The sequence below is a fragment of the Mycobacterium sp. genome (assembly GCF_965230835.1).
GTDB lineage: Bacteria > Actinomycetota > Actinomycetes > Mycobacteriales > Mycobacteriaceae > Mycobacterium.
Window position 1 is genome coordinate 668,664 of the sequence record NZ_CBDDLW010000002.1, and the last position, 21,632, is coordinate 690,295.

General features: G+C 63.8%; 17 protein-coding genes and 5 pseudogenes. 5 read left to right on the forward strand and 17 right to left on the reverse strand.

Annotated elements, in window-relative coordinates:
- Nucleotides 1-241: 241 nt before the first annotated feature.
- Genes truB through ACO07W_RS03535 form a run of 3 tightly spaced genes read right to left on the reverse strand, consistent with a single transcriptional unit; the run spans nt 242 to nt 2,813 of the window.
- Nucleotides 242-1,162: a tRNA pseudouridine(55) synthase TruB gene (gene truB / locus ACO07W_RS03525; protein ID WP_421840848.1), complete on the reverse strand. Its 921-nt coding sequence runs from the start codon at nt 1,160-1,162 to the stop codon at nt 242-244.
- Entirely contained in the window at nt 1,159-1,842 is a 684-nt protein-coding gene (locus ACO07W_RS03530) for a 4'-phosphopantetheinyl transferase family protein (RefSeq protein ID WP_421840850.1), read from the reverse strand. The genes truB and ACO07W_RS03530 overlap by 4 nt, the downstream gene beginning before the upstream one ends.
- Nucleotides 1,839-2,813, reverse strand: coding sequence for a metallophosphoesterase family protein (locus tag ACO07W_RS03535; protein ID WP_421840852.1), 975 nt, complete (start codon nt 2,811-2,813; stop codon nt 1,839-1,841). Before ACO07W_RS03535 ends, ACO07W_RS03530 begins: the two co-directional genes overlap by 4 nt.
- Nucleotides 2,814-2,972: 159 nt before the next feature.
- On the opposite strand from ACO07W_RS03535, the gene ACO07W_RS03540 reads away from it, so the two are divergent.
- Nucleotides 2,973-3,557 (forward strand): DUF3558 domain-containing protein, encoded by a 585-nt coding sequence (locus tag ACO07W_RS03540; protein ID WP_421840854.1) that lies wholly within the window; start codon nt 2,973-2,975, stop codon nt 3,555-3,557.
- A 9-nt stretch (nt 3,558-3,566) separates the two neighbouring features.
- Nucleotides 3,567-5,273 (forward strand): CocE/NonD family hydrolase, encoded by a 1,707-nt coding sequence (locus ACO07W_RS03545; protein WP_421840856.1) that lies wholly within the window; start codon nt 3,567-3,569, stop codon nt 5,271-5,273.
- On the opposite strand, the gene ACO07W_RS03550 is transcribed toward ACO07W_RS03545, so the two are convergent.
- Both ACO07W_RS03550 and ACO07W_RS03555 read right to left on the reverse strand, forming a co-directional pair.
- Nucleotides 5,232-5,777 carry a DUF1802 family protein gene (locus ACO07W_RS03550; protein WP_421840858.1) on the reverse strand — a complete coding sequence of 182 codons (546 nt, stop codon included), beginning with the start codon at nt 5,775-5,777 and terminating at the stop codon, nt 5,232-5,234. The genes ACO07W_RS03545 and ACO07W_RS03550 overlap by 42 nt on opposite strands.
- Nucleotides 5,774-5,911: a DUF2277 family protein gene (locus ACO07W_RS03555; RefSeq protein WP_421840860.1), complete on the reverse strand. Its 138-nt coding sequence runs from the start codon at nt 5,909-5,911 to the stop codon at nt 5,774-5,776. Before ACO07W_RS03555 ends, ACO07W_RS03550 begins: the two co-directional genes overlap by 4 nt.
- A gap of 35 nt (nt 5,912-5,946) precedes the next feature.
- On the opposite strand from ACO07W_RS03555, the gene ACO07W_RS03560 reads away from it, so the two are divergent.
- Nucleotides 5,947-6,696, forward strand: a complete 750-nt coding sequence (locus tag ACO07W_RS03560; RefSeq protein ID WP_421840862.1) for an enoyl-CoA hydratase — start codon at nt 5,947-5,949, stop codon at nt 6,694-6,696.
- Nucleotides 6,697-6,745: 49 nt separating this feature from the next.
- Nucleotides 6,746-7,690: an NAD(P)/FAD-dependent oxidoreductase gene (locus ACO07W_RS03565; RefSeq protein WP_421840864.1), complete on the forward strand. Its 945-nt coding sequence runs from the start codon at nt 6,746-6,748 to the stop codon at nt 7,688-7,690.
- Nucleotides 7,691-7,744: 54 nt separating this feature from the next.
- On the opposite strand, the pseudogene ACO07W_RS03570 reads toward ACO07W_RS03565, so the two are convergent.
- Nucleotides 7,745-8,074 (reverse strand): annotated as a pseudogene (locus ACO07W_RS03570) (sugar ABC transporter ATP-binding protein); the annotation flags it as partial.
- Between the two features lie 126 nt (nt 8,075-8,200).
- Between ACO07W_RS03570 and ACO07W_RS03575 the strand changes: the two are divergent.
- A pseudogene (locus ACO07W_RS03575) lies at nt 8,201-9,475 on the forward strand (IS256 family transposase).
- Between the two features lie 54 nt (nt 9,476-9,529).
- Here ACO07W_RS03575 and ACO07W_RS03580 read toward each other — a convergent pair.
- The 11 genes and pseudogenes from ACO07W_RS03580 to infB form a co-directional block, all read right to left on the reverse strand.
- Nucleotides 9,530-10,309: pseudogene (locus ACO07W_RS03580) on the reverse strand (ABC transporter ATP-binding protein); the annotation flags it as partial.
- A 4-nt stretch (nt 10,310-10,313) separates the two neighbouring features.
- Entirely contained in the window at nt 10,314-11,621 is a 1,308-nt protein-coding gene (locus ACO07W_RS03585) for an ABC transporter substrate-binding protein (RefSeq protein WP_421845789.1), read from the reverse strand.
- Nucleotides 11,622-11,636: 15 nt separating this feature from the next.
- A complete protein-coding gene (locus tag ACO07W_RS03590; protein WP_421845790.1) occupies nt 11,637-12,422 on the reverse strand; it encodes a carbohydrate ABC transporter permease in 786 nt (261 codons plus the stop codon).
- Between the two features lie 47 nt (nt 12,423-12,469).
- Nucleotides 12,470-13,393: a carbohydrate ABC transporter permease gene (locus ACO07W_RS03595; RefSeq protein ID WP_421840866.1), complete on the reverse strand. Its 924-nt coding sequence runs from the start codon at nt 13,391-13,393 to the stop codon at nt 12,470-12,472.
- 54 nt (nt 13,394-13,447) lie between these two features.
- Nucleotides 13,448-13,687 (reverse strand): annotated as a pseudogene (locus ACO07W_RS03600) (MATE family efflux transporter); the annotation flags it as partial.
- A 145-nt stretch (nt 13,688-13,832) separates the two neighbouring features.
- Nucleotides 13,833-14,639, reverse strand: coding sequence for an SDR family NAD(P)-dependent oxidoreductase (locus ACO07W_RS03605; RefSeq protein ID WP_421839996.1), 807 nt, complete (start codon nt 14,637-14,639; stop codon nt 13,833-13,835).
- Nucleotides 14,640-14,688: 49 nt separating this feature from the next.
- Nucleotides 14,689-16,026, reverse strand: a complete 1,338-nt coding sequence (locus tag ACO07W_RS03610) for an IS256 family transposase (protein ID WP_421840121.1) — start codon at nt 16,024-16,026, stop codon at nt 14,689-14,691.
- 72 nt (nt 16,027-16,098) lie between these two features.
- A pseudogene (locus ACO07W_RS03615) lies at nt 16,099-17,244 on the reverse strand (MATE family efflux transporter); the annotation flags it as partial.
- 5 nt (nt 17,245-17,249) lie between these two features.
- Nucleotides 17,250-18,272 (reverse strand): DHH family phosphoesterase, encoded by a 1,023-nt coding sequence (locus ACO07W_RS03620; RefSeq protein ID WP_421840868.1) that lies wholly within the window; start codon nt 18,270-18,272, stop codon nt 17,250-17,252.
- Nucleotides 18,247-18,774 (reverse strand): 30S ribosome-binding factor RbfA, encoded by a 528-nt coding sequence (gene rbfA / locus ACO07W_RS03625; RefSeq protein ID WP_421840870.1) that lies wholly within the window; start codon nt 18,772-18,774, stop codon nt 18,247-18,249. The genes ACO07W_RS03620 and rbfA overlap by 26 nt, the downstream gene beginning before the upstream one ends.
- A 46-nt stretch (nt 18,775-18,820) precedes the next feature.
- The gene (infB, locus tag ACO07W_RS03630) at nt 18,821-21,610 is read right to left on the reverse strand and encodes a translation initiation factor IF-2 (protein WP_421840872.1); all 2,790 of its coding nucleotides are present in this window, start codon (nt 21,608-21,610) and stop codon (nt 18,821-18,823) included.
- Nucleotides 21,611-21,632: the final 22 nt, after the last annotated feature.

The window sequence follows — 21,632 nt, forward strand, 5'->3', positions numbered from 1 at the left end:
TCTGGCAAAAATCAACAAGCTTTGGCCGGCCCCGGGCCAACAGCCAACCAGCACCGGCCGGACTCAACCACGAGTGTTACTCACCAATACCGGCACCGGTCCGCCGGGCCTGGGTTTGAGGCGATGTGATTGGCCTGGGTGCTCTGGACCTCACGCTGTGTAGTCCCAACTCATCGAGCACCCGCTGCCCCGACGTCGACTCTGCGCAACCGGACCGACATTGCGCTGGTCGATCGAATAGCTACATCGTCGCCGGGCGGATCACGACGACCGGCTTGGTACGCGAACCCTGGTCACGCAGCAGGGCGATCACCCGTCCATCTGCCCCGCTGGCGGCATATACCCCGTTGATGCCGGAAGCCGAAAGCGACCTGCCGTTGCTGGTCGACTCGGCCTCCTCTGCAGTCAGTTCGCGGCGCGGAAACATCAGCAGGCAGGCCTCATCGAGAGTCAAACTCAGACTGGGCCGCTCCGCGAGGTCATCGAGCGAGTACGCACGGTCCAGCTCGAAGGGACCGACGCGGGAACGACGCAGCGCCGTCACATGGCCGCCAACGCCAAGCGCATCGCCAAGATCGCGGGCCAGCGCACGAATATAGGTTCCCGACGAACAGTCGACTTCGACATCAAGATCGATAACGCCTTCCAGGGCGGCTCCGGATCCTCTTCGCGTGGCAAGCATCTCGAACCGGTCGATGCGTACCGGCCGAGCTTCCAGCTCCACCGCGTGGCCCTCGCGGGCCAGTTGGTAGGCGCGACGGCCACCGACCTTGATCGCACTCACCGCAGACGGCACCTGTCGGAGTTCACCGCGCAGCCCCGCGATCGCGGCGGCGATCTCCTCCGCGGTGACGTGCTCAGCCGAAACCGAACGAAGCAACTCACCTTCGGCGTCCTCGGTTGACGTGGACTGGCCCAGGCGGATGGTGGCGGCATACGACTTCGATGTTTCTGTCAACAGGCCAAGAATCTTGGTCGCACGGCCTATACCGATCACCAGCACGCCGGTGGCCATCGGGTCCAGGGTTCCCGCGTGGCCCACCTTGCGGGTAGCGAAGATTCGGCGGCACCGTCCCACCACGTCGTGGCTCGTCATTCCGGAGGGCTTGTCCACCACGACCAGCCCTGGATCAAACCCCGGACCGGTTGAGCGTTCATTCATAGCACGATCGCCGTCAGCACAAGCCCCTGATCGACCGACCAGCGCCCGGTCAGTGTCGTCAGCGCCCGACCAGACAACGCAGTCGGGTCGATCAGAATGCGGGAGACGAAGCGGCCCGCCGACCCGGAGCTGTCTGTGTCGAAGGTGATGTGGGCGTCCTCGAATCCCAGCCATCTCTTGGTCAGAGGAAACCACGCCTTATAGGTTGCTTCCTTGGCGCAGAAAAGAATTCGGTCCCAATGCAGTGGCGCTGGCACCGCGTGGGGTATCTCACTGCGTTCTGCCGGCAGGCTGATCGCGTCCAGCACGCCGTCCGGTAGAACATCGTGCGGTTCAGCGTCGATCCCCACAGACCGCACCGCGGTGCTACGCCCCACCACGACACCGCGGTAGCCGGTGCAGTGGGTGAGGCTGCCCACCACATTCTCGGGCCAACACGGTTCTCCTTTCTCGCCTTTGAGTATCGGCACCGGCGGCACGCCGAGCTGACCTAGCGCGATCCGGGCGCAGTGGCGGACGGTGATAAATTCGCTGCGCCGCTTGGCAACCGACTTGGCGATCAGCGGCTCCTCCTCGGGCAGCGCGCTGAGGCCGGGCGGGTCCGAGTACAACTCCGCGGATGCCAAATCCTCGACCGCGGTACCGGGCAACACCGCCCGCACCAACCTGCCTACCGTCATCGTGACTGCCGCTGGCGCAACCGTTCCCGAAACTGCGCTGCCTGTACCCGCATCTCGGGAGTGATGACGAAATGACCGCCAAAGTCGTTGAGGTAGCCCGGTGCGTATTGCGGGTCCGGCAATACCTGACGCAACCAGCTGTGTGGCTTGCGGCGGCGCCACTCACGTGGATAACCCACCGACACCTCTTCGAACCGCACATCGTCGTACCACGTGGTTCGCGGAATGTGCAGGTGACCGTAGACCGAGCAGACCGCGTTGTACCGGGTGTGCCAGTCAGCGGTCTTGGTGGTTCCACACCACAGCGAAAACTCCGGGTAGTACAACGCGTCGCAGGGTTCGCGCACCATCGGAAAGTGGTTCACAAGGACAGTGGGTTGCATCCAGTCCAGCTGTTCGAGGCGCGTACGGGTGGCCTCCACTCGTTCCCAACACCAGGCTTCGCGGGTGGGGTAAGGCTCCGGGGAGAGCAAGAACTCGTCGGTTGCCACGATGTTGCGTTCCCGGGCAATAGCCACACCCTCGGCCTTACTGGTCGCCCCCTGCGGCAAGAAGCTGTAGTCGTAGAGCAAGAACATCGGCACAATAGTGGCCGGACCGCCCCGCTCAGTCCACACCGGGAACGGGTGCTCGGGCGAGACAACGCCCAGCTCGTCGCACATATTCACCAAGTAGTCGTAGCGCGCGCGGCCGAAGATCTGCATCGGATCCCGGTTGGTGGTCCACAGCTCGTGGTTGCCTGGTACCCAGATCACCTTGGCGAACCGTCGCCGCAGCAGGTCCAGCGCCCAGCGAATCTCGTCGGTGCGTTCGGCGACGTCCCCGGCGACGATCAGCCAATCCTCCGGTGAGGAAGGGTGCAGCGATTCGGCCACGGGCTTGTTGCCTACGTGGCCGGTGTGCAGGTCGGAGATTGCCCACAGCGTGGTCTCTCTGCGGCCCGTCTCCTGCTCCGAACTTTTCGACGTCACGATTAACCACCCTAACGATCCGGTGCGGTAGCCCCAGTACGCCTATAGGCCACCCCAGCCGCGCGGTCTCCGAGTTGGAACATGTTCTCGTTCCACTGTGACGACGCGGACACGACTTGTACACTCCCGCCAAAAGGACCACCAAAAACAGGGAGTGTCGTGTTCGCCAAGATGCGTCTGATCGCAGCGCTTAGTGCGCTGGCCACAGCCGTTTTAGCGGGCACCCTGGGCTGGCAGACCACGCCGCCCACGCGAACCGCGGGCCAATCCGTTCAGCTGCGATCGACCGCGACACCGCTAGCCACCACGATGAAGAGTCCGATCATCGACACCACCGACCCACGCCCGTTCGACCCGTGCGAAGACATCCCGTTTGATGCCGTACAACGGCTCGGATTGACGTTCACCCCGCCCGAACACGAAGAGGGGCTGCGCTGCCATTACGACGCAGGCAACTATCAGTTGGCTGTCGAGGCCATCACGTGGCGCACTTACGCCCAGACGCTGCCCCCCGACGCGATAGAGACAACCGTGAACGGCCATCGCGTCGCCCGGTACTGGGTCACGAAGCCGACCTACCACAACAGCTTTTGGTACTCGTCCTGCATGGTGACCTTCAAGACCAGCTACGGGGTGATCCAACAGTCGCTGTTCTACTCGACTGTCTACTCCGAGCCCGATGTCGACTGCCCGTCCACCAACCTGCAGCGGGCGCATGACCTCTCCCCGTACTACGTTTTCTAACCCGGGGTCGTGAGCACAACAGCAACCGCCACGCCCAAACTACGTTCGCTAACTAAGCAACTCGGCGACGCTGCTGTGACCCGACTGCTGGGTCTGCCGCGCGCATCCACCAGCTACACAGTGAGCCGCGTCCGGATCCCGATGCGCGACGGCATCCACCTGGTCGCCGACCACTACGCACCCACGAACGTAGCTACGTCGAAGCCTGCCGACACCTTGCTGGTCCGCGGGCCCTACGGACGTGGATTGCCGTACTCGGTCGTGTTCGCCAAGCTATATGCCGCCCGCGGCTACCACGTCGTGCTGCAGAGTGTCCGCGGAACCTTCGGGTCCGCGGGGCAGTTCGAGCCAATGATCAACGAAGCCGCCGACGGCGCCGACACCGTCGAATGGCTGCGTCGCCAACCCTGGTTCACCGGAAAGTTCGGCACTATCGGTGTGTCGTACCTGGGCTTCGCCCAATGGGCGCTCCTGGCTGACCCGCCGCCGGAGCTCGCCGCCGCAGTGATCACCGCCGGCCCACACGACCTGATGGCCTCGGTGTGGGGTACCGGCGCGTTCACGGTCAACGATTTCCTGGGCTGGAGCAATCAGGTTTCCCGCCAGCAAGATTCCGGGCCCGTCCGCACCCGAATCCGCCAGCTAACCACCCAGCGCAAGGTGACGCGGGCAGCCCGTGAATTGCCGATGGGTGCGGCGGCCCGGGCGTTGCTTGGGAGCCGCGCACCGTGGTTCGAATCCTGGGTGGAACACTCCGACCACAACGATCCGTTCTGGGACCGGCTGCGTTTCCCGGCGGCGCTGGACCGCGTGCGGGTTCCAGTGCTGCTCGTGGGTGGCTGGCAGGACATTTTCCTGAGTCAGACACTGCAGCAGTATCGACAACTGCGCGACCGCGACGTCGATGTCGCGCTCACAGTCGGGCCATGGACGCACAAGCAACTGCTGAGCAGGGCGCTGGCCAGGAGCACCCGGGAAGCACTGGAATGGCTAGACACACACCTGGGCGGTGCGCCCGACACTCGCTGTCGCAACGCAGTTCGCGTCTTCGTCACCGGGCTGGGCTGGCGCCACCTAACGGACTGGCCGCCACCGACCGCCCCACATGTGTTTTACCTACAGCCCGAAGGCAGCCTGCGGGAGACCGCCCCGGCCGCCGAGGCTGCGCCGGCCACGTTTCGCTATGACCCCGCCGATCCGACACCTACCACTGGCGGTCCGCTGCTGACGCCGAGCGGCGGGTACCGCGACGACAGCCGGCTCGCGTCGCGCGATGATGTGCTTACCTTCACCGGAGCTCCGCTCACCCATGACGTGCATATATACGGCAACCCTTTGATCGAGCTGACGCACTCTTCGGACAATCCCAACGTCGACGTTTTCGTCCGAGTCAGCGAAGTCGACGCCAGGGGCCGATCCCGCAATGTCAGTGACGGCTATCGGCGGCTGGGCAACTCCGCAGAAACCATCACGATCGAACTCGACGCCGTCGCTCACCGCTTCAACGCCGGCGCACGTGTGCGGGTACTACTCGCCGGCAGTTGGTTCCCACGCTACGCACGCAACCTTGGCACGCCCGAACCCGTGCTGACCGGCCGCCAGCTGAAACCGGCTACCCATGTCGTCCACTTCGGAACCTCCCGGCTGGTGCTGCCCGTCGGCCGACCATGCCCCTCAGCCGACGGCGTCGCGGACTCGGGCCGCGATGTCGGCTAGCGCGGCATCGTCGTGCACCGGCGCCGCGAAAGTAGGGGTAACCGGAATCTGTACCCAGCTGGTGCAGCCGCCGAAGTCAGCGGTGCGGGTAAGCGGCTCTGGCTTTGCGAGCGGAATCGCCGACACAACCAGAACAGCCAGCCTGTGTTTGGGCCGGAAGTCGAGTCGATCACCACATACCGATTCGGCAGTCCAGATATGCAGGTCCAAAACGTCGTCCAGCCCTTGAGGCCGGTTGACCGGCACCGCGGCAACAACTTTCGCCGCAGCCCGCACCAGTACCTGCTCGGGTGTGCTGTCGGCGGCGGCCCGGGTCAGCAAATCCCGATGCTCCGGCCTGACCCGCTCCGCGTGGCTATGCGCGATCGTCGGGAACAACAAAAACTCGTGGGCCGCCACCTCGAATCGCTTCTCGCCGATGCCTCCTTTGCGCAGCAGTATGGTTTGGCGGCCGTCCAGCAGCGCGTGCACCGCCGCGCTCCACTCTTTGAGCGCGAGCGTCACCGCGGTCCCACTTCGACCAGCCGAGCCATCGCCTCACGCCGGCGCTGCGGTGGGGCGTTTTGCGACCGCATGGTCACGGCCTCGGCGGTCGCGGCGGGCTGCAGCCCGCGCAGTTCGGTGATGTTCCTGCACATCCTTCAACGATAGGCCCGATAGCTACGGTAATTGCATGACCGACGACATCCTGCTGACCCACACCGACGCGCGAGTGCTGACTCTCACACTCAACCGACCTGAGGCGCGCAACGCATTGTCCGAAGAACTGCGGAAGCGGTTTTTTGCCGCCCTGGGCAACGCTGAGATCGACGATGACGTCGACGTGATCATCCTTACCGGCACCGACCCGGTGTTTTGCGCCGGACTCGACCTCAAGGAGCTGGGCGGACAATCGACGCTGCCAGACATCTCACCGAAGTGGCCGGCGTTGACGAAACCCGTTATCGGCGCGATCAACGGTGCCGCCGTCACCGGCGGATTGGAGCTGGCATTAAGCTGCGACATCCTGGTCGCCTCCGAGCAGGCACGTTTCGCAGACACCCATGCTCGAGTGGGCCTCCTGCCCACCTGGGGCCTCAGCGTTCGACTGCCGCAGAAGGTCGGCGTGGGCCTGGCGCGGCGGATGAGCCTGACCGGGGACTACCTGTCGGCGACCGAAGCACTGCGAGCCGGCCTGGTGACCGAAGTGGTGCCACACGATCGACTGCTGATTGCTGCCCGCAGCGTCGCAGACTCTATCGTGGGCAACAACCAGAACGCTGTTCGAGCATTGCTCGCTTCCTATCACCGAATCGACGAGTCGCAGACCGCCGCTGGTTTGTGGCTGGAAGCAAACGCGGCCAAGCAATACCGGACCAGCGGCGACGACATCGCCGCAAACCGCGACGCCGTGCTGCAACGCGGACGCGCGCAGCTGCGCTAGCCGGACGCTGGCACTTGTGGAATAAAGGCCACGAGCGGACGCTTGGCCCATGGCCAAAAACTACGATGCCATCGTCCTCGGCGGCGGCCCGGCTGGCTTGAGCGCCGCGCTGACCCTAGCCCGCGCCCGGCGGTCCGTGCTGGTGACCGACGCAGGGCAAGGCCGCAACGTCCGGTCGGCCGGAGTCCGCGATTTCTTGACCCGCGACGGTTGTGCGCCCGCCGATTTGGCGTCTGCCGGTCGAACCGAGATCACCCGCTACGGGGGCCAGTTTGTCGATCAGCAGGTTGTTTCCGCGCGCCGCGACGGCTCTACTTTCGAGGTGATCGTCGAAGACGGGAGCTCCATTCATGCGCGCAAGCTGCTGCTCGCGTCCGGCCTGGTCGACGAGTTGCCCGATATCAAAGGCCTCGCGCAATTGTGGGGCACCGATGTGCTGTACTGCCCGTACTGTCACGGCTGGGAGGTAAGAGACCAGCGGATCGGGGTGCTGGGAACCATCGCCGAGTCGGTGCATCAGGCTCTGATGTTTCGGCAGTGGAGTCCAAAGATAACGCTGTTCCTCAATGACACAATCCGTCTCAGCGAATTCCAGCGGGTCCAACTCGACGCGCGCGAGATCGCCGTCGTGACACCAGCCGTGACCGCAGTCAGCAGCTGCAACGGTCGACTCGATGCCGTGGAGCTGGCCGACGGCACTCAGGTGGCGGTAGCGGCACTGGCGCTGCTGCCCCGCATGGTGGCGCGAACCGAATTCGTCGGCGGCCTGGGCCTTCGCATAGTTCCGCACCCGTCCGGGTTCGGGGAGAATGTGGAAACTGATGACACCTGCCACACCTCGGTCGCCGGGGTTTATGCCGCCGGGAACGCCGCAGATATCTCCGCGCACGTGGTGAACTCGGCCTCTGCTGGGCTGTTGGCCGCAATGGCTATCAACGCTGACCTTGTCGAGGAGGACACGGACCGAGCCGTTGCGGCACGGGGTCGCAGCTGACGTCAGGAGACCCGTGGGAGCCGCCGCGCCCGGTAGCCCGGCATCGTGTGGCTCTCAGACCAGGCGAACCCCGGTTCGACTATCGAAGAAGCACACTTCGTTCGAGTGCGGCACAACTGCCAGCGTCTCCCCCACGCTAACCGCGGTCCGGCGGTCCGTTCGAAACACAATGCGTTGCGCACCCAACGACCAGCCCTGCTGCAGCGCGGGCGTCGCGTAGACAAACGATTCGAAACCGAACTCTTCCACCAGGTCGACCTGCACGATCAATGATCCCGAAGTGGCTCGGCCCCGTTCGGCCGAGGAGACATCCCACGACTCCGGCCGAATTCCGACCAGGACGCGATTCTGGTCGGCCGCTCGGAGCGGAACAGGCAGCGACAGGGTCGCGTCTCATCGCTGGTGTAAATGGTCACGGGCGTAGGTTCCGTCGCAACCGACGAAAGCTATGAAGGAGGGGCTACGCCCGTGACCAAGCGAGTATCGCCGATTGAGCGTGTGCGTGTTGAGATGGATCAGTTGTTCGCCGCGACCGAGCGGCCGTTGACCGAGATTTTGGAGGAGGTCGGGCGGTTATCGGTGCGTCTGGTGTTTCAGGTCGCCGTGGAGGCCGAGGTAGAAGCAGTGTTGGGCCGAGCCCGTCACCAGCGTCGGGTTCAGGACGGCCCGGGCGGGTACCGCAATGGGTATCAACCGCCGGCGACGGTGAAGACCACGATGGGCTCGGTCGAATTATGCCGCCCGAAACTACGCGACACCGACGAGCGGTTCTGTTCGCGGCTATTCGGTGCCGGGGTGACGCGCACCCACGCTCTGGAGGCGTTGGTGATTTCGGGATGGGTGCGCGGTTTGTCGGATCGCGACATCGAGGCCGCGTTGGCCGAGGTGCTGGGCTCGTAGGCGGCGTTGTCGCGCTCGACGGTGAGCCGGATTTGTGCGGCCATCAAAGACGAGTTCGCTGCGTGGTCGTCTCGACGCCTTGATGAGCTGGTGTTGGACTACCTGTTCTTGGATGCCTCGAACTTTCGGATGCATCCCAACGCCCCGGCCGAGCCGGTGCTGGCCGCCTGGGGCATCTGCACCGACGGCAAGCCCCTGTTTATTGGGCTGGCCCCAGCCGCAGCGGAGTCGGCTGATGCGTGGGCCGACTTCTTGGCTGACCTGAGGAACCGGGGACTACGCCCGCCGCTACTGGGCATCTCCGACGGGGCGCCGGGCCTGATCGCCGCATGGGAGACCACGTTTCCGGCAAGCCTGCGTCAGCGGTGTCTGATCCATCGCTGCCGTAACGTCATCGCCAAGACACCTGTCGCGGTCCAGGACGAGATCAAAGCCGCGTTCTGGTCGATCTTCGATGACATTGACCAGCCACCCGGCCAGCAGGCCGTGGATGAAGCCACCCGCCGCGCCGAGGAGTTCACCACCACATACCGCGGGCTCTACCCAGCCGCGGTCGCTTGCCTGGCCAACGACTTCGCCTCGCTGAGCGTGCATTTGCGCTTCCCCCGCCAACACTGGACACGCATCCGCCATTCCAACCTCATCGAACGCACCTTCGGAGAATCCCGTCGCCGGGTCAAGGTCATCGGCCGCCTACCCGGCGAAACCAGCTGTCTGTCGCTGGTATGGGCCGTCCTCGACCGCGCCAGCCGCGGCTGGCGCGGAGTCACCCAAACATCAGCGACCAGCCGCCACCTCCAAGAACTACGCCACCAACTGCTCGAGCCACCCCGCCCACTGCATCCCCCCACCACAACAACCACGACCGACACCACCGCCGCGTAACATGACCACCAGGAACATGCGCCCAGCGTTTTTACACCAGTCCTAAGACGCCACCAGCGACAGGTCGGGCAGTTTCACGACGCCGTCAGCCACCGCGGCGTCGATCAGATTCATTGCCGGTGCCCCGATGAAAGTAGCCACAAAAGTGTTGACCGGCTTGTCATACAACGCCCGCGGGGTGTCAACCTGCTGCAGCACCCCATCTTTGAGCACAGCTACCCGGTCGCCCATGGTCATCGCTTCACCCTGATCGTGGGTGACGTAGATAGTGGTTGTGCCCAGCTGGCGCTGCAATCCGGAGATCTGCGAGCGGGTGCTCACCCGCAGCTTGGCATCCAGATTCGACAGCGGCTCATCCATGCAGAAGACTTGGGGCCGACGAACAATGGCGCGTCCCATTGCAACTCGTTGCCGCTGACCACCCGAGAGTTTGGACGGCTTGCGGTCAAGTAGCGCGGTCAGTTCCAGCATGTCAGCCACATCGGCCACTCGCCGCCGGGTGTCTGCCCGTGAAATACCGGAGTTTCGCAATGCGAAACCCATGTTTTGGGCCACCGTCATGTTCGGGTAGAGAGCATAGTTCTGAAAAACCATCGCCACGTCGCGCTCTCGCGGCCGAAGGTGCGTCACATCTACGTCGCCAATCGTGATATGGCCGCTTTCCACGGATTCCAGCCCAGCCAGCATTCGCAGCGTGGTGGACTTACCGCAACCAGAAGGCCCGACGAGCACCAGGAATTCGCCGTCGATGATGTCGAGGTCCAAATTGTCGACAGTAGGCGCAACGGCACCAGGGTAGCGATGGGTGACACCGTTGTACTCGACTCTGGCCATGGCGCTAACCCGGCAACTTACGCTTTACCTGACGATCCAGGATTAGCTGCAGTCGCTTTTCAACTTCGGTGAAGGTGGCAAATACGTCGTCTCCCGTCAAGCCGATAGATTCCAGTCCAGCGGAGATGATACGGTCGCCGCCCGGCAGAAAGACGCGAGCGTAATCCTGTAGGCGGGTGTGCGGAAGCTGATCGAGTGCTACTCGAGCGCGCGGATTGTCGGCCAGGTATCGCTGCTCTGCGGGGTCATCGATAGCGGACTTTCGCACCGCGAGATACCCCGTGTTCTGACTGAAATAGCCAGTGTTCGCCGGGTTGGTAACAAATGCAACGAACTTAAGCGCATTGAGCTTTCGCTCATCGGACAGCTTCGCCGGAATCGCCAGCCCCGCCCCGCCCGTCGGACATGCCGGCGCTCCGCCCGGGCCGGTGGGCAACGGTGCGGCACCGAAGTCGAATCGGGCCGTAGTGGTGATACCAATCAAGTCTCCGGTGGATGCCACCGCCGAGGCCACGATGCCAGTTGCGAACTCGTTAGCGATGTCATTGGCGATAGAAGCATAACCCTTGCGATGGATGGAATCCCGAAAGAAGTTGCCTGCCAACAGTGTGGCAGCTTCGGTGAACATCAAATTCCACTTGTCAGAGTAGGCGCCGCCGAACGACCAATTCAGCCCTTGGAACGTCCAAGAGATCAATTCGTTATTCGCCCAACCGTGCGCCCACCGTCCAGCATCTACGACGCGCTGTAGACGTCCGCCCCATTCGTCGAACTCTGGCCAACTAACCGGCCCACGGTCGGGCAGTCCGGCCTTTTCCCATAGTTCCTTGTTGTAGTAGAAAAGCGGAGTCGAGCAAGAGTAAGGAAGCGCATAGTGTTTCCCGTTGAATTCGTAATCAGCCAGCAGCGTGTCGACGTAATCTGTTGTTTCTAAATCGATTTCAGAGAAAAGATCATCGATCGGAGCGATGACACCGCTGAGGGCGAAATGAAACCACCAAATATCATCCAGGACGACGACGTCTGGAACGTCGGTTCCAACGAGCGCAGCATTGAACTTCTGCGCCACTTCGTCATAATCCTTGCCGGCGTCGATCAGCTTAACGGGTAGATCCGGGAACTGCTCCTGAAAGCGTCGGATCAGTTCCTGTTCCACTGCGGTCGATTGACCAGGATGATTCGACCAGAACGCAATCGGCCCCGACCCCGACTTCACCGACGTGCTGCCGCCCATCCCGGCACAGCCAGCTGCAAACCCCGCAGTCACCGTGCCCATCACTGACATGAACTGCCGGCGGTCCAACGCGTTGATACCCACCATCGCGCCCTAGCCCTTGACCGCGCCTGAAGTGAGGCCCCGGATCATATGCCGTTGCAGGACAACGAAGACAAGCAAAATCGGCAGCATAGCTAGTAGGGTTACCGCCATCACTGGACCCCAGTTCGTCACGCCCTCGGCTTGCTGGAGAAACGTCAGGCCCACTGGCAGCGGCGCTACCGACTCGTCGTCGGACATCAAGAACGGCCAGAGGTACTCATTCCATTCGCTGACCACTGTGATCATACCGAAGGCCACCATTGTGGGCCCAGACATCGGCAACACAACCCGCAACAGCAGTTGCCACCAACGCGCGCCATCCATGCGAGCGGCCTCGATGATCTCGGTTGGCAGCGAAAGAAAATGGTTGCGCATCAAAAAGGTTCCGAACGCGACCCCGGCGAGTGGCAGGATGATGCCAGCAAAAGTGTTGCGCAGACCCAACTGCGACATCAACGCGTAGTTTGAAATCACGGTAATCTGGTTAGGCACCATCAGCGCGGCGATGATCAGCGCGAATACCGCCGTTCTTCCGGGGAACCGCACAAAAACCAAGCCGAATGCGCTGAGCACGCCGAGCGCGAACTTCACCGCGGCCAAGACCGAGGTGATAATCACCGAGTTGCGAAGAAAAATCCAGAACGGAATCTGCTCGGTAGCCGTGCGATAGTTCTGCGGATTCCAACGCGGCGGCCACCAGGTGGTTGGCTGCGAATAGATGTCGGGCTGGTCTTTGAACGATGTGAAGAAGACGAATACCAGTGGTCCCGCGATCAGCACGCCAACCAGCGCCATCGCGACATAGCCAAGGACCAGCGAGGTCCTGCCGGGGCGTCCTCGCGTCACCGCTGCTGTCCCCGATCCATCACCCGCACCTGGTAATAGGTGATGAACAGCAGAGCGAGGAACATGATCGTGGCGACGGTCGCACCGTAACCTGCCCGGAAATTTCTGAATGTCTCTAAATACACCTGGTAAACCATGGTGGTGGTGCCAGTGCCCAGCGGGCCACCCCGGGTCATGACGTTGATGATGTCGAAGACCTGTAACGAATTGATCAATACCGTAATCGACAGGAAAAACGTCGTCGGGCGCAGTTGCGGCAACAGCACTCGGCAAAAAGTGGCCCACCGGCCCGCGCCATCGATTTCGGCTGCTTCCAACAGGTCCCGGCGCACTCCCTGCAGTGCAGCCAGATAGATGACAAAGGTGTAGCCGAGGTTCTTCCAAATATAGGTGACGGTAACCATGAACAGGGCCCAGTGCGGCTCCTGATAGAAATCGGGCACGCTGACCCCGATCCGATGCAACAGATCCTGCACCACACCGAAATGCGGGTCGAAAACAAACTGGGCTGCCAGACCGACGGCGGCACCGGAAATCACAAACGGTGCGAACACTGTCGAGCGCGCCAGGTTGCGTCCCCGCAGCGGTTGATCAAGCAGCATCGCCAGAACCAGCCCCAAGACCATTGAGCCGACCACTGCCGCCGCGGTGAACACCGCCGTGTTGAGCACAATCTGTCTCGTATCCGAACGAGCGAACCATTCAGAGTAGTTAGACAATCCGACGAACTGAGCCGTGGGATCAGAGATGTTCCAATCGAAGAACGACAGCCGGATATTGTCCGCCAACGGGCGGTAGACGAACAGCAACAGCAACGCCACGTTGGGGCCGACCAAGAGAACAAACAGCGCATGGTCGCTCGATAGTCGATGTCGCCGCCGTCGACGCTTCGGCGCACGTGTTTGCTGCGCCGTCGTCATCGGCGCAGTGTATCGGCCCGGCGCCGGTCTCGTTCGACGAAACCGCAGTACCGCTCACGGCGCTCCCGTTATCGCCCACCGACCGCTGAGCGACCGCCACCCGACGAAGATCAGCCGCAGTGCGATGAACGTGCTCAGTCCCGACCAGATCCCGGCTAGACCCCAGCCGTACGCCAGCGATAGCCAGATCAAGGGCAGAAAACCGGCCAGCGCGCTGATGACGGTTGCGGTACGCATGAATGCGGCGTCGCTCGCGCCTAGCAGGACACCGTCTAACGCGAAAACAACTCCGGCAACGGCTGCGTCCAGATGCCGGTGTAAAAGGCAGGGCCAGTTTCGCTCCGCTGTTAGCATACGGGCGTCTGGTTCGGCGGCAGGTCGATTCGCGGGTTGGGGGTTGTACGGGCCGGTCGTGGTTCGTGCGCCGGCGATGTTTGGGCTATGAGGGCGCTGGTGGTTGTTTCTGCGTGGTCGAGGTGGCGACCGCAGGCGATTCGGGACGCTGACCAGTGGCGCGACGCGATGCCGCGGTGATGAGGGTGCGCTGCCAGTCGGGTGGGACCGCAGCGAAGATTCCGCGGTCGATAGTGGCCAGCGCCTGTGCAGCGACCTCGGCGGGGTCGATGCCGTCGGTGGACATGCCTGTCGAGACCAGGGCGGGGCAGATCATGCTCACGCCGATCGGCGTGTCGGCCAGTGCCAGCGCGGTGTGTTCGGCCACGGCCACGACGGCGTGCTTGGAGGGTCCGTAAGCGCCGCCGCTGGGAAAGGTCAGCACCCCAGCCAATGAGCCGGTGATCAGGATGTGCGCGGGCTGGTTCGCGGCCAGCAGTCTGGGTACGAACGCACGCAAGCCGTTGACAACGCCACCGACGTTGACCGCGAACACCCTGTTCCAGTCAGGAGCGGCCACTTCCCACGGAGCACCAAAGCTCCTACCGGTGATTCCGGCGTTCAGGCACACGACCCGGGCGTCGCCGGCGGCTTCAGCGAGCGATTCGACCGCATCCGGCATGGCAACGTCAGTGGGAACCGCTTGTGCCCCCAGTGACTGCGAAACTTCGCTCAATGTGACGGTGTCGATGTCGGCGAGCACGAGGTTGGCTCCACGGTCGGCCAGTGCATGCGCCAACGCGCGCCCGATGCCACTAGCTGCGCCGGTCACCACCGCTGTCATCCCATTCAGATCCACATTGTGCAGGCTATCGACCACGGCCACGCCGCCGTGGCAAACGGTTTCCCTCACCTCCCCTTACTGGGACCGGGTGGGCGTCGTCACGCGTGCGTGCGCCTCGCTACGCCGTGGCGGAGACGGGATCTGCCTGGCCGGTAGGTGCTTGACTTTGAGGCGGTCGCAGTTGGCGGGGTGAGTCGAGCAGGGATCGGCGTAGGTCTTGCAGCAGTCGGGTGCCGACCGGTGTCATGGTGAGGCCGCGCCAACCGGCCGAGGCGCGGTCGAGCACGGCCCACACCAGGCTGATGGCGCTGGTCTCGCCGGGGAATCGGCCAATGACCTTGGTCCGTCGCTTAGTTTCTCCAAAGGAGCGCTCAATGAAATTTGAGTGCCGAACGCGGCCATGGTGTTCAACCGGAAACCGCAGATAGGCGGTCAGCCCTGCTTTGTCGGTGAGCAGGATCCGCATAGCCGCCGGGTAGAGGTCGGAGTATTTAGCGGCGAACGCCTCGATCCGCTTGTCGACGATCTCAACCAGCTGCGGTCCCGGCTCGATACCCAGGCCGGTGGTATCAAAAATCGCCCAGTATCCGTCACGGACCTCGACTTGCATCCCGGTGGGGATCTTCGCAAGCACGTTGCGAAGGCGATGAATAAGACATCTCTGGCGCAACGCTTTTGGGTAGATTTGTTCGATGGCTGCGATCAGTCCCTTGGCGCCGTCAGAGACGATCAGCAGCGGAGTGGCAAGACCGCGTTCGCGCAGGTCGGTCAGGAAGTCGGACCACGCGTCGGTGGACTCTCCGGTCCCGGGTGACAATCCGACGAACACGGGTTTGCCCTCGGTGGTGACGCCCCAGGCGGCGAGCACAGGCTCGGCCGGCGACCCGGGATGCATCCGAAAGAAACTGGCGTCCAAAAACAGGTAGTCCAGAGCGATCTCACCGAGTGGGCGACGAGCCCACGCCTGGTATTCGGCCCGGATCGCCTTACAGACTTCCGAAACCGCGGACTTGGAGATCGCCGCCTGATCGCCGAGCGCTTCAGCGAGGGTGGCCTTGACATCCCGGACGGACAGGCCGCGGATGAACGAGGCGATCACCAGCGTTTCCAGGGCGTTGGTTTTCGTCACATGCTTACCGAACAGCCGAGAGGCGAACGCTTGCATGGTGCCACGCAGTTTCGGCCGCTCCAAGGTGACCGCACCTGTGGTGGTCTTGATGGTCACCGGCCGATATCCGTTGCGCGAACCGCCGTTAGCGTCGGCACAGGCGGCGGTACGTTGGTAGCGTTCACGACCGAGGAACTCGGTGACCTCAGCCTCCAGGGCCGCCTGCATCAGTAGCTGGGCGCCGAGGCGGGCGATTTCTTCAAGGATTTCAGGCAGTTCCCGATCCTCGGCGAACAGGGCGTCGATTTTGGTGCGGATACGGTCGGTCGCTGATACGCGGACAGGCACGGGCGTGACTCCTTCTTCGCAGACTTGCAGGTCGTGAAGCGGAACCTACGCGCGTGCTCCCTATTTACACCGGATCCCGGACACGACCCCGGCAACCGGCAACTGAGCCACCATGAACCACCACGGCACTCCGATCGCAGCGAGCACCGATCCATCGTGGGTGAACAATCCGGGCAACACCGTGCTACCGGTCGCCAATATCGCGGCCAACAGTCCCGCCGGCAGCAGCGAAAAAACTGTCACCCGCCAAGCCACCCACTTGGCGTGCCCAACGTCACCTGCCCCCAACGCGGCACCCACCAACGACTGCGCGGCAATAGCCAGCGAATCAAGTACCAGGGCCAAAAACCCCCACAGCTGCATCACCACCTGGTGAGCCGCGAGCGCGGCAGCGCCGAATCTAGCGGCCACCGCCGCTGCCGAGACGAAACAAACCTGAAAGGCAAGGTTTCGCACGATCAGGTCACGAGCCATGGCCAGTTGGGCGGTCACAACGACACGGTCAAAGCGCAGCGGCACCCGCTCAGCCAGCAGTGCTGCCCCGAAAAGCAGCGCCGCCAACCACTGACCGACTAAGTTGGCCACCGCGGAGCCGGCCAACTCCATCCGGGGCAGCCCTAGCCAGCCGTAAACTAGCGGCGGGCACAAAAGTGCCGACACCCCGAAACCGGCTACCACATAACGCAGCGGCCGCACGGCGTCCTGCACTCCGCGCATCCAACCATTTCCCGCAAGCGACACGAGTATCGCGGGAGCGCCCAGGATAGCGATTCGCAGCCAGGGCAGCGCCGCGGCGGCGATGGCTCCACTTCCCGAGCCTTTCGGATCCCCGGGGTTCGCCCCGGCAATCACTGACACCAAGGGCACAGCAGCGGCCTCCACCGCGGCGACAGTCAAAAAGCCAAGCCCCAAGGCCAACCAGGTGGCCTGGACGCCCTCGGTGACCGCCCCTACCCGATCGGCCGCTCCAAAGCGGCGAGCCGAGCGCGCGGTGGTGCCGTAGGACAGAAACGTCGCTTGGGAGCCAACCAGGCCGAGCACCAAGATTCCGATAGCCAGACCCGCCAAGGGCAGCGCCCCAAGGCGCCCGACCACCGCGGTGTCAAACAACAGGTACAACGGCTCCGCAGCCAGCACGCCCAACGCGGGCAACGCCAACTGCGCGATCTGCTTGCCCCCTGCGGCGGGTCGGGCAGCCTCGGGCCCGGCTTCACTCAAGACTGTCAGCCAAGCGCCGCGCGCAGCGACGCCACAACGTCATCGATCGAGCCGGCAGTCGAATACCCGGCGGCCCGCCGGTGGCCGCCACCACCGAATCCGGCCGCGATTGCTGCCAGATCCACGTTGACCTTGGCCCGCATCGAAACCGACCACCGCTGCAGATCGACTTCCTTGAAGACCGCTGCGACTTCAGCCTGCTGGGTAGTGCGCACGATATCGACGATGCACTCGACTTCCTCCGGACGTGAGCTGACCCAGTCCTTGTTATCGACGACGACATAGACCAAGCCGTGACCATTCGCCGCCTCGGGCAACAATTTCGCAGAACCCAAAACCCTCGACAGCATCGGCAACCACGCGAACGGATGGCTGTCCATCAATGAGCGACTAATCGCCGCGTTGTCCACGCCTATCTCGACCAGCCGGGCCGCGAGCCGAAGGGCGCGTGCGCTAGCCCACCGAAACGACCCGGTGTCTGTGGTCAACCCGGCGTAAATGCAGTGCGCTACGTCAACATCGATCGGCTTGCCCCACGCATCGAGAATTTCGGCAATCATCATCGTGGTGGAATCTGCTGACGGGTCGACGAAATTGGCCGTGCCGAACATGTCGTTGGAAGCGTGATGGTCGATAACCAGTAGCTCCCGGTCGGGGCCCGCTAAATCGCTTAGAGCGCCGAGCCGCTTGACGGTCGGAACGTCGACGGTCACCACCAAATCGATGTCGCGGCACATCTGCTCAGGCCTGACCAACAGGTGGCAGCCGGGCAGCGATTGAAGCGACTCCGGCAGTGCCGCAGGCTCGGCGAAAGCGACCTCCACCTGTTTGCCGCATGCGTCGAGCACCGCTGCCAGAGCCAGACCGGCGCCAACGGTGTCGGCGTCGGGATGCACGTGGCAGATCACCGCGACCCGGGCCACGGCCGACAGAAGTTCAGCGGCGCCAACAGCGTCGACGCGGGCCCCCGCGAGCCCGTTGTGACGCCGCTCTGCGGCTAGCTCAGTCTTCGGATCGATCGTTGTCACCAGCGCCCACAGCCTCGTGCCCATCGCAAGGTCGAATGTCTACTCCGGCGGAATTCGGTGGTACGGCTACCGAGCCACCAGAACGGTAGGGATCAGCCTCACCCGCAGGCTTGGCGTCAACCCGTACCCGAGCCAGGTCAGCGTCCGCGGCGCGAGCGCGGGCCAACAGCTCCTCCATCCGATGCACACTGTCGGATGTCGTATCCCTGGTGAATGTCAAGGTAGGGGTGAAGCGCACACCGGTACCCGCCCCAACCTTGGTTCGCAGCACGCCCTTAGCCCGCTCCAGCGCCGCTGCGGCGCCCGCGTAGTCCGGCTCGTCATCCAATGTGTGTCCCATCACCGTGTAGTAGACCGTCGCATCGTGCAGGTCGCCGGTCACCTTCGCGTCGGTGATGGTCACCCCGAACAGCCCCGGATCCTTGATCTCATACTCGATCGCCGACGCGACGATCGTGCAGACCCGTTTGGCCAACCGGCGCGCCCGGGCTGGGTCAGCCATGGCCAGGCCTCCTAGCCACCGTGGATGCCCCATATCAGTTCATCCATTAAGTGCGTTCTTTCTGAACCAGCTCGTAAGACTCGATGACGTCGCCCTCCTTGAGGTCGGAGTAGCCCAACGTGATACCGCACTCGAAGCCGTCGCGAACCTCTGTCACATCGTCCTTTTCCCGGCGCAACGAGACCACCGAGAGGTTTTCGGTAACCACGATGTTGTCCCGCAACAGCCGAGCCTTTGCGTTGCGACGCACCACACCGGAGGTGATCAGGCAACCGGCGATAAGGCCAACCTTGGAGGAGCGAAACAGCGCCCGAATCTCGGCACGACCCAGCTGGACCTCTTCGTAGACCGGCTTGAGCAAGCCGCGCAATGCCTTCTCGATCTCGTCGATCGCCTGGTAGATAATCGAGTAGTAGCGGATGTCCACGCCGTCGCGAGTGGCCAGCTCAGTTGCCTTGCCCTCAGCTCGGACATTGAACCCGATGATCACCGCGTCCGAGGCGGACGCCAGGTTGACGTTGGTCTCGGTGATGCCACCGACGCCACGGTCGATAACGCGCAACACCACCTCGTCGTCGACCTGGATGCCCATCAAGGCCTCTTCCAGCGCCTCGACAGTACCGGCGTTGTCGCCCTTGAGGATCAGGTTCAGCTGGCTGGTTTCCTTGAGAGCCGAATCCAGGTCCTCGAGGCTGATCCGCTTGCGACTGCGCGCCGCCAAGGCGTTGCGCTTGCGGGCGCTGCGCCGGTCGGCGATTTGGCGGGCGATACGATCCTCGTCGACGACGAGGAAGTTGTCGCCTGCGCCGGGCACCGACGTGAAACCGATCACCTGTACCGGACGCGACGGGAGCGCAGCCTCTATATCTTCGCCGTGTTCGTCGACCATCCGACGAACACGGCCATACGCATCGCCAGCAACGACAGAGTCGCCAACCCGCAGTGTGCCGCGCTGCACGAGGACGGTGGAGACCGGCCCGCGACCACGGTCCAGGTGCGCTTCGATCGCCACTCCCTGGGCTTCCATATCGGGGTTGGCGCGCAGGTCCAGGGCGGCGTCAGCCGTCAGCAGCACCGCCTCGAGCAATGCCTCGATGTTGGTGCCCGCCTTCGCCGAGATGTCGACGAACATCGCTTCGCCGCCGAATTCCTCGGCCACTAAACCGTATTCGGTGAGCTGGCCACGGATCCTGGCCGGGTCGGCCCCCTCCTTGTCGATCTTGTTGACCGCAACCACGATCGGCACATCAGCGGCCTGCGCATGGTTGACAGCCTCAATAGTCTGCGGCATCACCCCATCGTCAGCCGCTACCACCAGGATGGCGATATCGGTGGCTTTGGCCCCACGTGCACGCATTGCGGTGAACGCCTCATGGCCGGGGGTGTCGATGAAAGTAATCAACCGCTCGGCGCCATCCAGATTGACTCCGACCTGGTAGGCACCAATGTGCTGGGTAATGCCGCCAGCTTCAGCCTCACGAACGTTGGCTTGTCGAATCGTGTCCAGCAGCCGAGTCTTACCGTGGTCGACGTGACCCATCACCGTCACTACTGGCGGCCTGGTCTGGCGCGCCGACTCGTCCCCGGCATCCTCGCCGTAGGAGAGATCGAAGGATTCAAGTAGCTCGCGGTCCTCGTCTTCTGGGCTGACAACCTGAACGTTGTAGTTCATCTCGCTGCCCAGCAACTCAAGCGTCTCGTCGCCGACCGATTGTGTCGCCGTCACCATCTCGCCGAGATTGAACAGCGCCTGCACGAGGGCAGCCGGGTTGGCGTCGATCTTCTCGGCGAAATCCGACAGCGACGCGCCACGTGCCAATCGGATGGTTTCGCCGTTGCCGTGCGGCAACCGCACACCGCCGACAACTGGCGCCTGCATGGAGTCGTATTCCTGACGCTTCTGCCGCTTGGACTTGCGGCCGCGCCGGGGCGCACCGCCCGGCCGTCCGAACGCGCCAGCAGCTCCGCCGCGCTGCCCAGGACGACCGCCACCGGGCCCGCCCCCGCCGGGACGCCCGCGGAAGCCGCCGCCGGGTGGCGCACCCGCCCCGCCGCCCCCACCGCCGCGGTAGTTGCCGCCGCCCGTGTCGGAGCGACCGCCGCCCGGCCCACCAGGACGGCCGCCGGGTCGCGGCGCGCCGGAACGCGGCGGGCGGGGTCCCCCAGCGGCACCACCGGGACGTGGCGGCATGCTGCTCGGCGAAGCTCCCGGACGTGGCGCACCTGGCCTGGGCGCTCCAGGACGTGAGGCCGGCGGACGTGGAATGGGTCGGTCTACAGGTTGCGCCGATGAGAACGGATTGTTGCCGACGCGCGGAGCACGCGCCCCCGGCTTTGGCGCCGGACCCGGCCGAGCTCCGGGAGCCATGCCTGGATGCGGTGTCGGATGGCCGGGCGGCTTTCCCGGTCTAGGTGTTGGCGGCTGTTCCGGAGCCGAAGTCGTTGCAGCGGCCGGCGCTGCGGCGGCCGCCGGCGGTGTGGCTTGAGCGGTGGCAGTCGCCGCTGCGCCGGATTCGGCGGCCACTGCAGGTGCGCCGATCGCCTCTCCGTTGCCAGCAGCGCTTCGCACCGCGTCGCTGAGAGGCTTGTCGGGGCCCTTGTCAGGAGCTTTGGCGGGACCTTTTACTTCGCCCTTCGCGGGACTTTTTGCCGCGTCCTTGGCGGGCGCCGGTTTGGCGCCACCGAATGACTCGCGAAGACGCCGTGCTACGGGCGCTTCAACCGTCGACGACGCCGACTTGACAAATTCGCCCTGCTCATTCAGCCGGGCGAGAACTTCCTTGCTGGTAACACCGAGTTCCTTAGCCAACTCGTGTACGCGGGCCTTACCTGCCACTACATCTCCTGTCCATGAGGCG

Bases quoted from the DNA above. Each gene is read 5' to 3' on its own strand.
- truB (WP_421840848.1), bottom strand. From the start codon at position 1,162: ATGAATGAACGCTCAACCGGTCCGGGGTTTGATCCAGGGCTGGTCGTG.
- ACO07W_RS03530 (WP_421840850.1), bottom strand. From the start codon at position 1,842: ATGACGGTAGGCAGGTTGGTGCGGGCGGTGTTGCCCGGTACCGCGGTC.
- ACO07W_RS03555 (WP_421840860.1), bottom strand. From the start codon at position 5,911: ATGTGCAGGAACATCACCGAACTGCGCGGGCTGCAGCCCGCCGCGACC.
- ACO07W_RS03560 (WP_421840862.1), top strand. From the start codon at position 5,947: ATGACCGACGACATCCTGCTGACCCACACCGACGCGCGAGTGCTGACT.
- ACO07W_RS03565 (WP_421840864.1), top strand. From the start codon at position 6,746: ATGGCCAAAAACTACGATGCCATCGTCCTCGGCGGCGGCCCGGCTGGC.
- ACO07W_RS03590 (WP_421845790.1), bottom strand. From the start codon at position 12,422: ATGGCGCTGGTTGGCGTGCTGATCGCGGGACCACTGGTATTCGTCTTC.
- ACO07W_RS03595 (WP_421840866.1), bottom strand. From the start codon at position 13,393: ATGACGACGGCGCAGCAAACACGTGCGCCGAAGCGTCGACGGCGGCGA.
- rbfA (WP_421840870.1), bottom strand. From the start codon at position 18,774: ATGGCTGACCCAGCCCGGGCGCGCCGGTTGGCCAAACGGGTCTGCACG.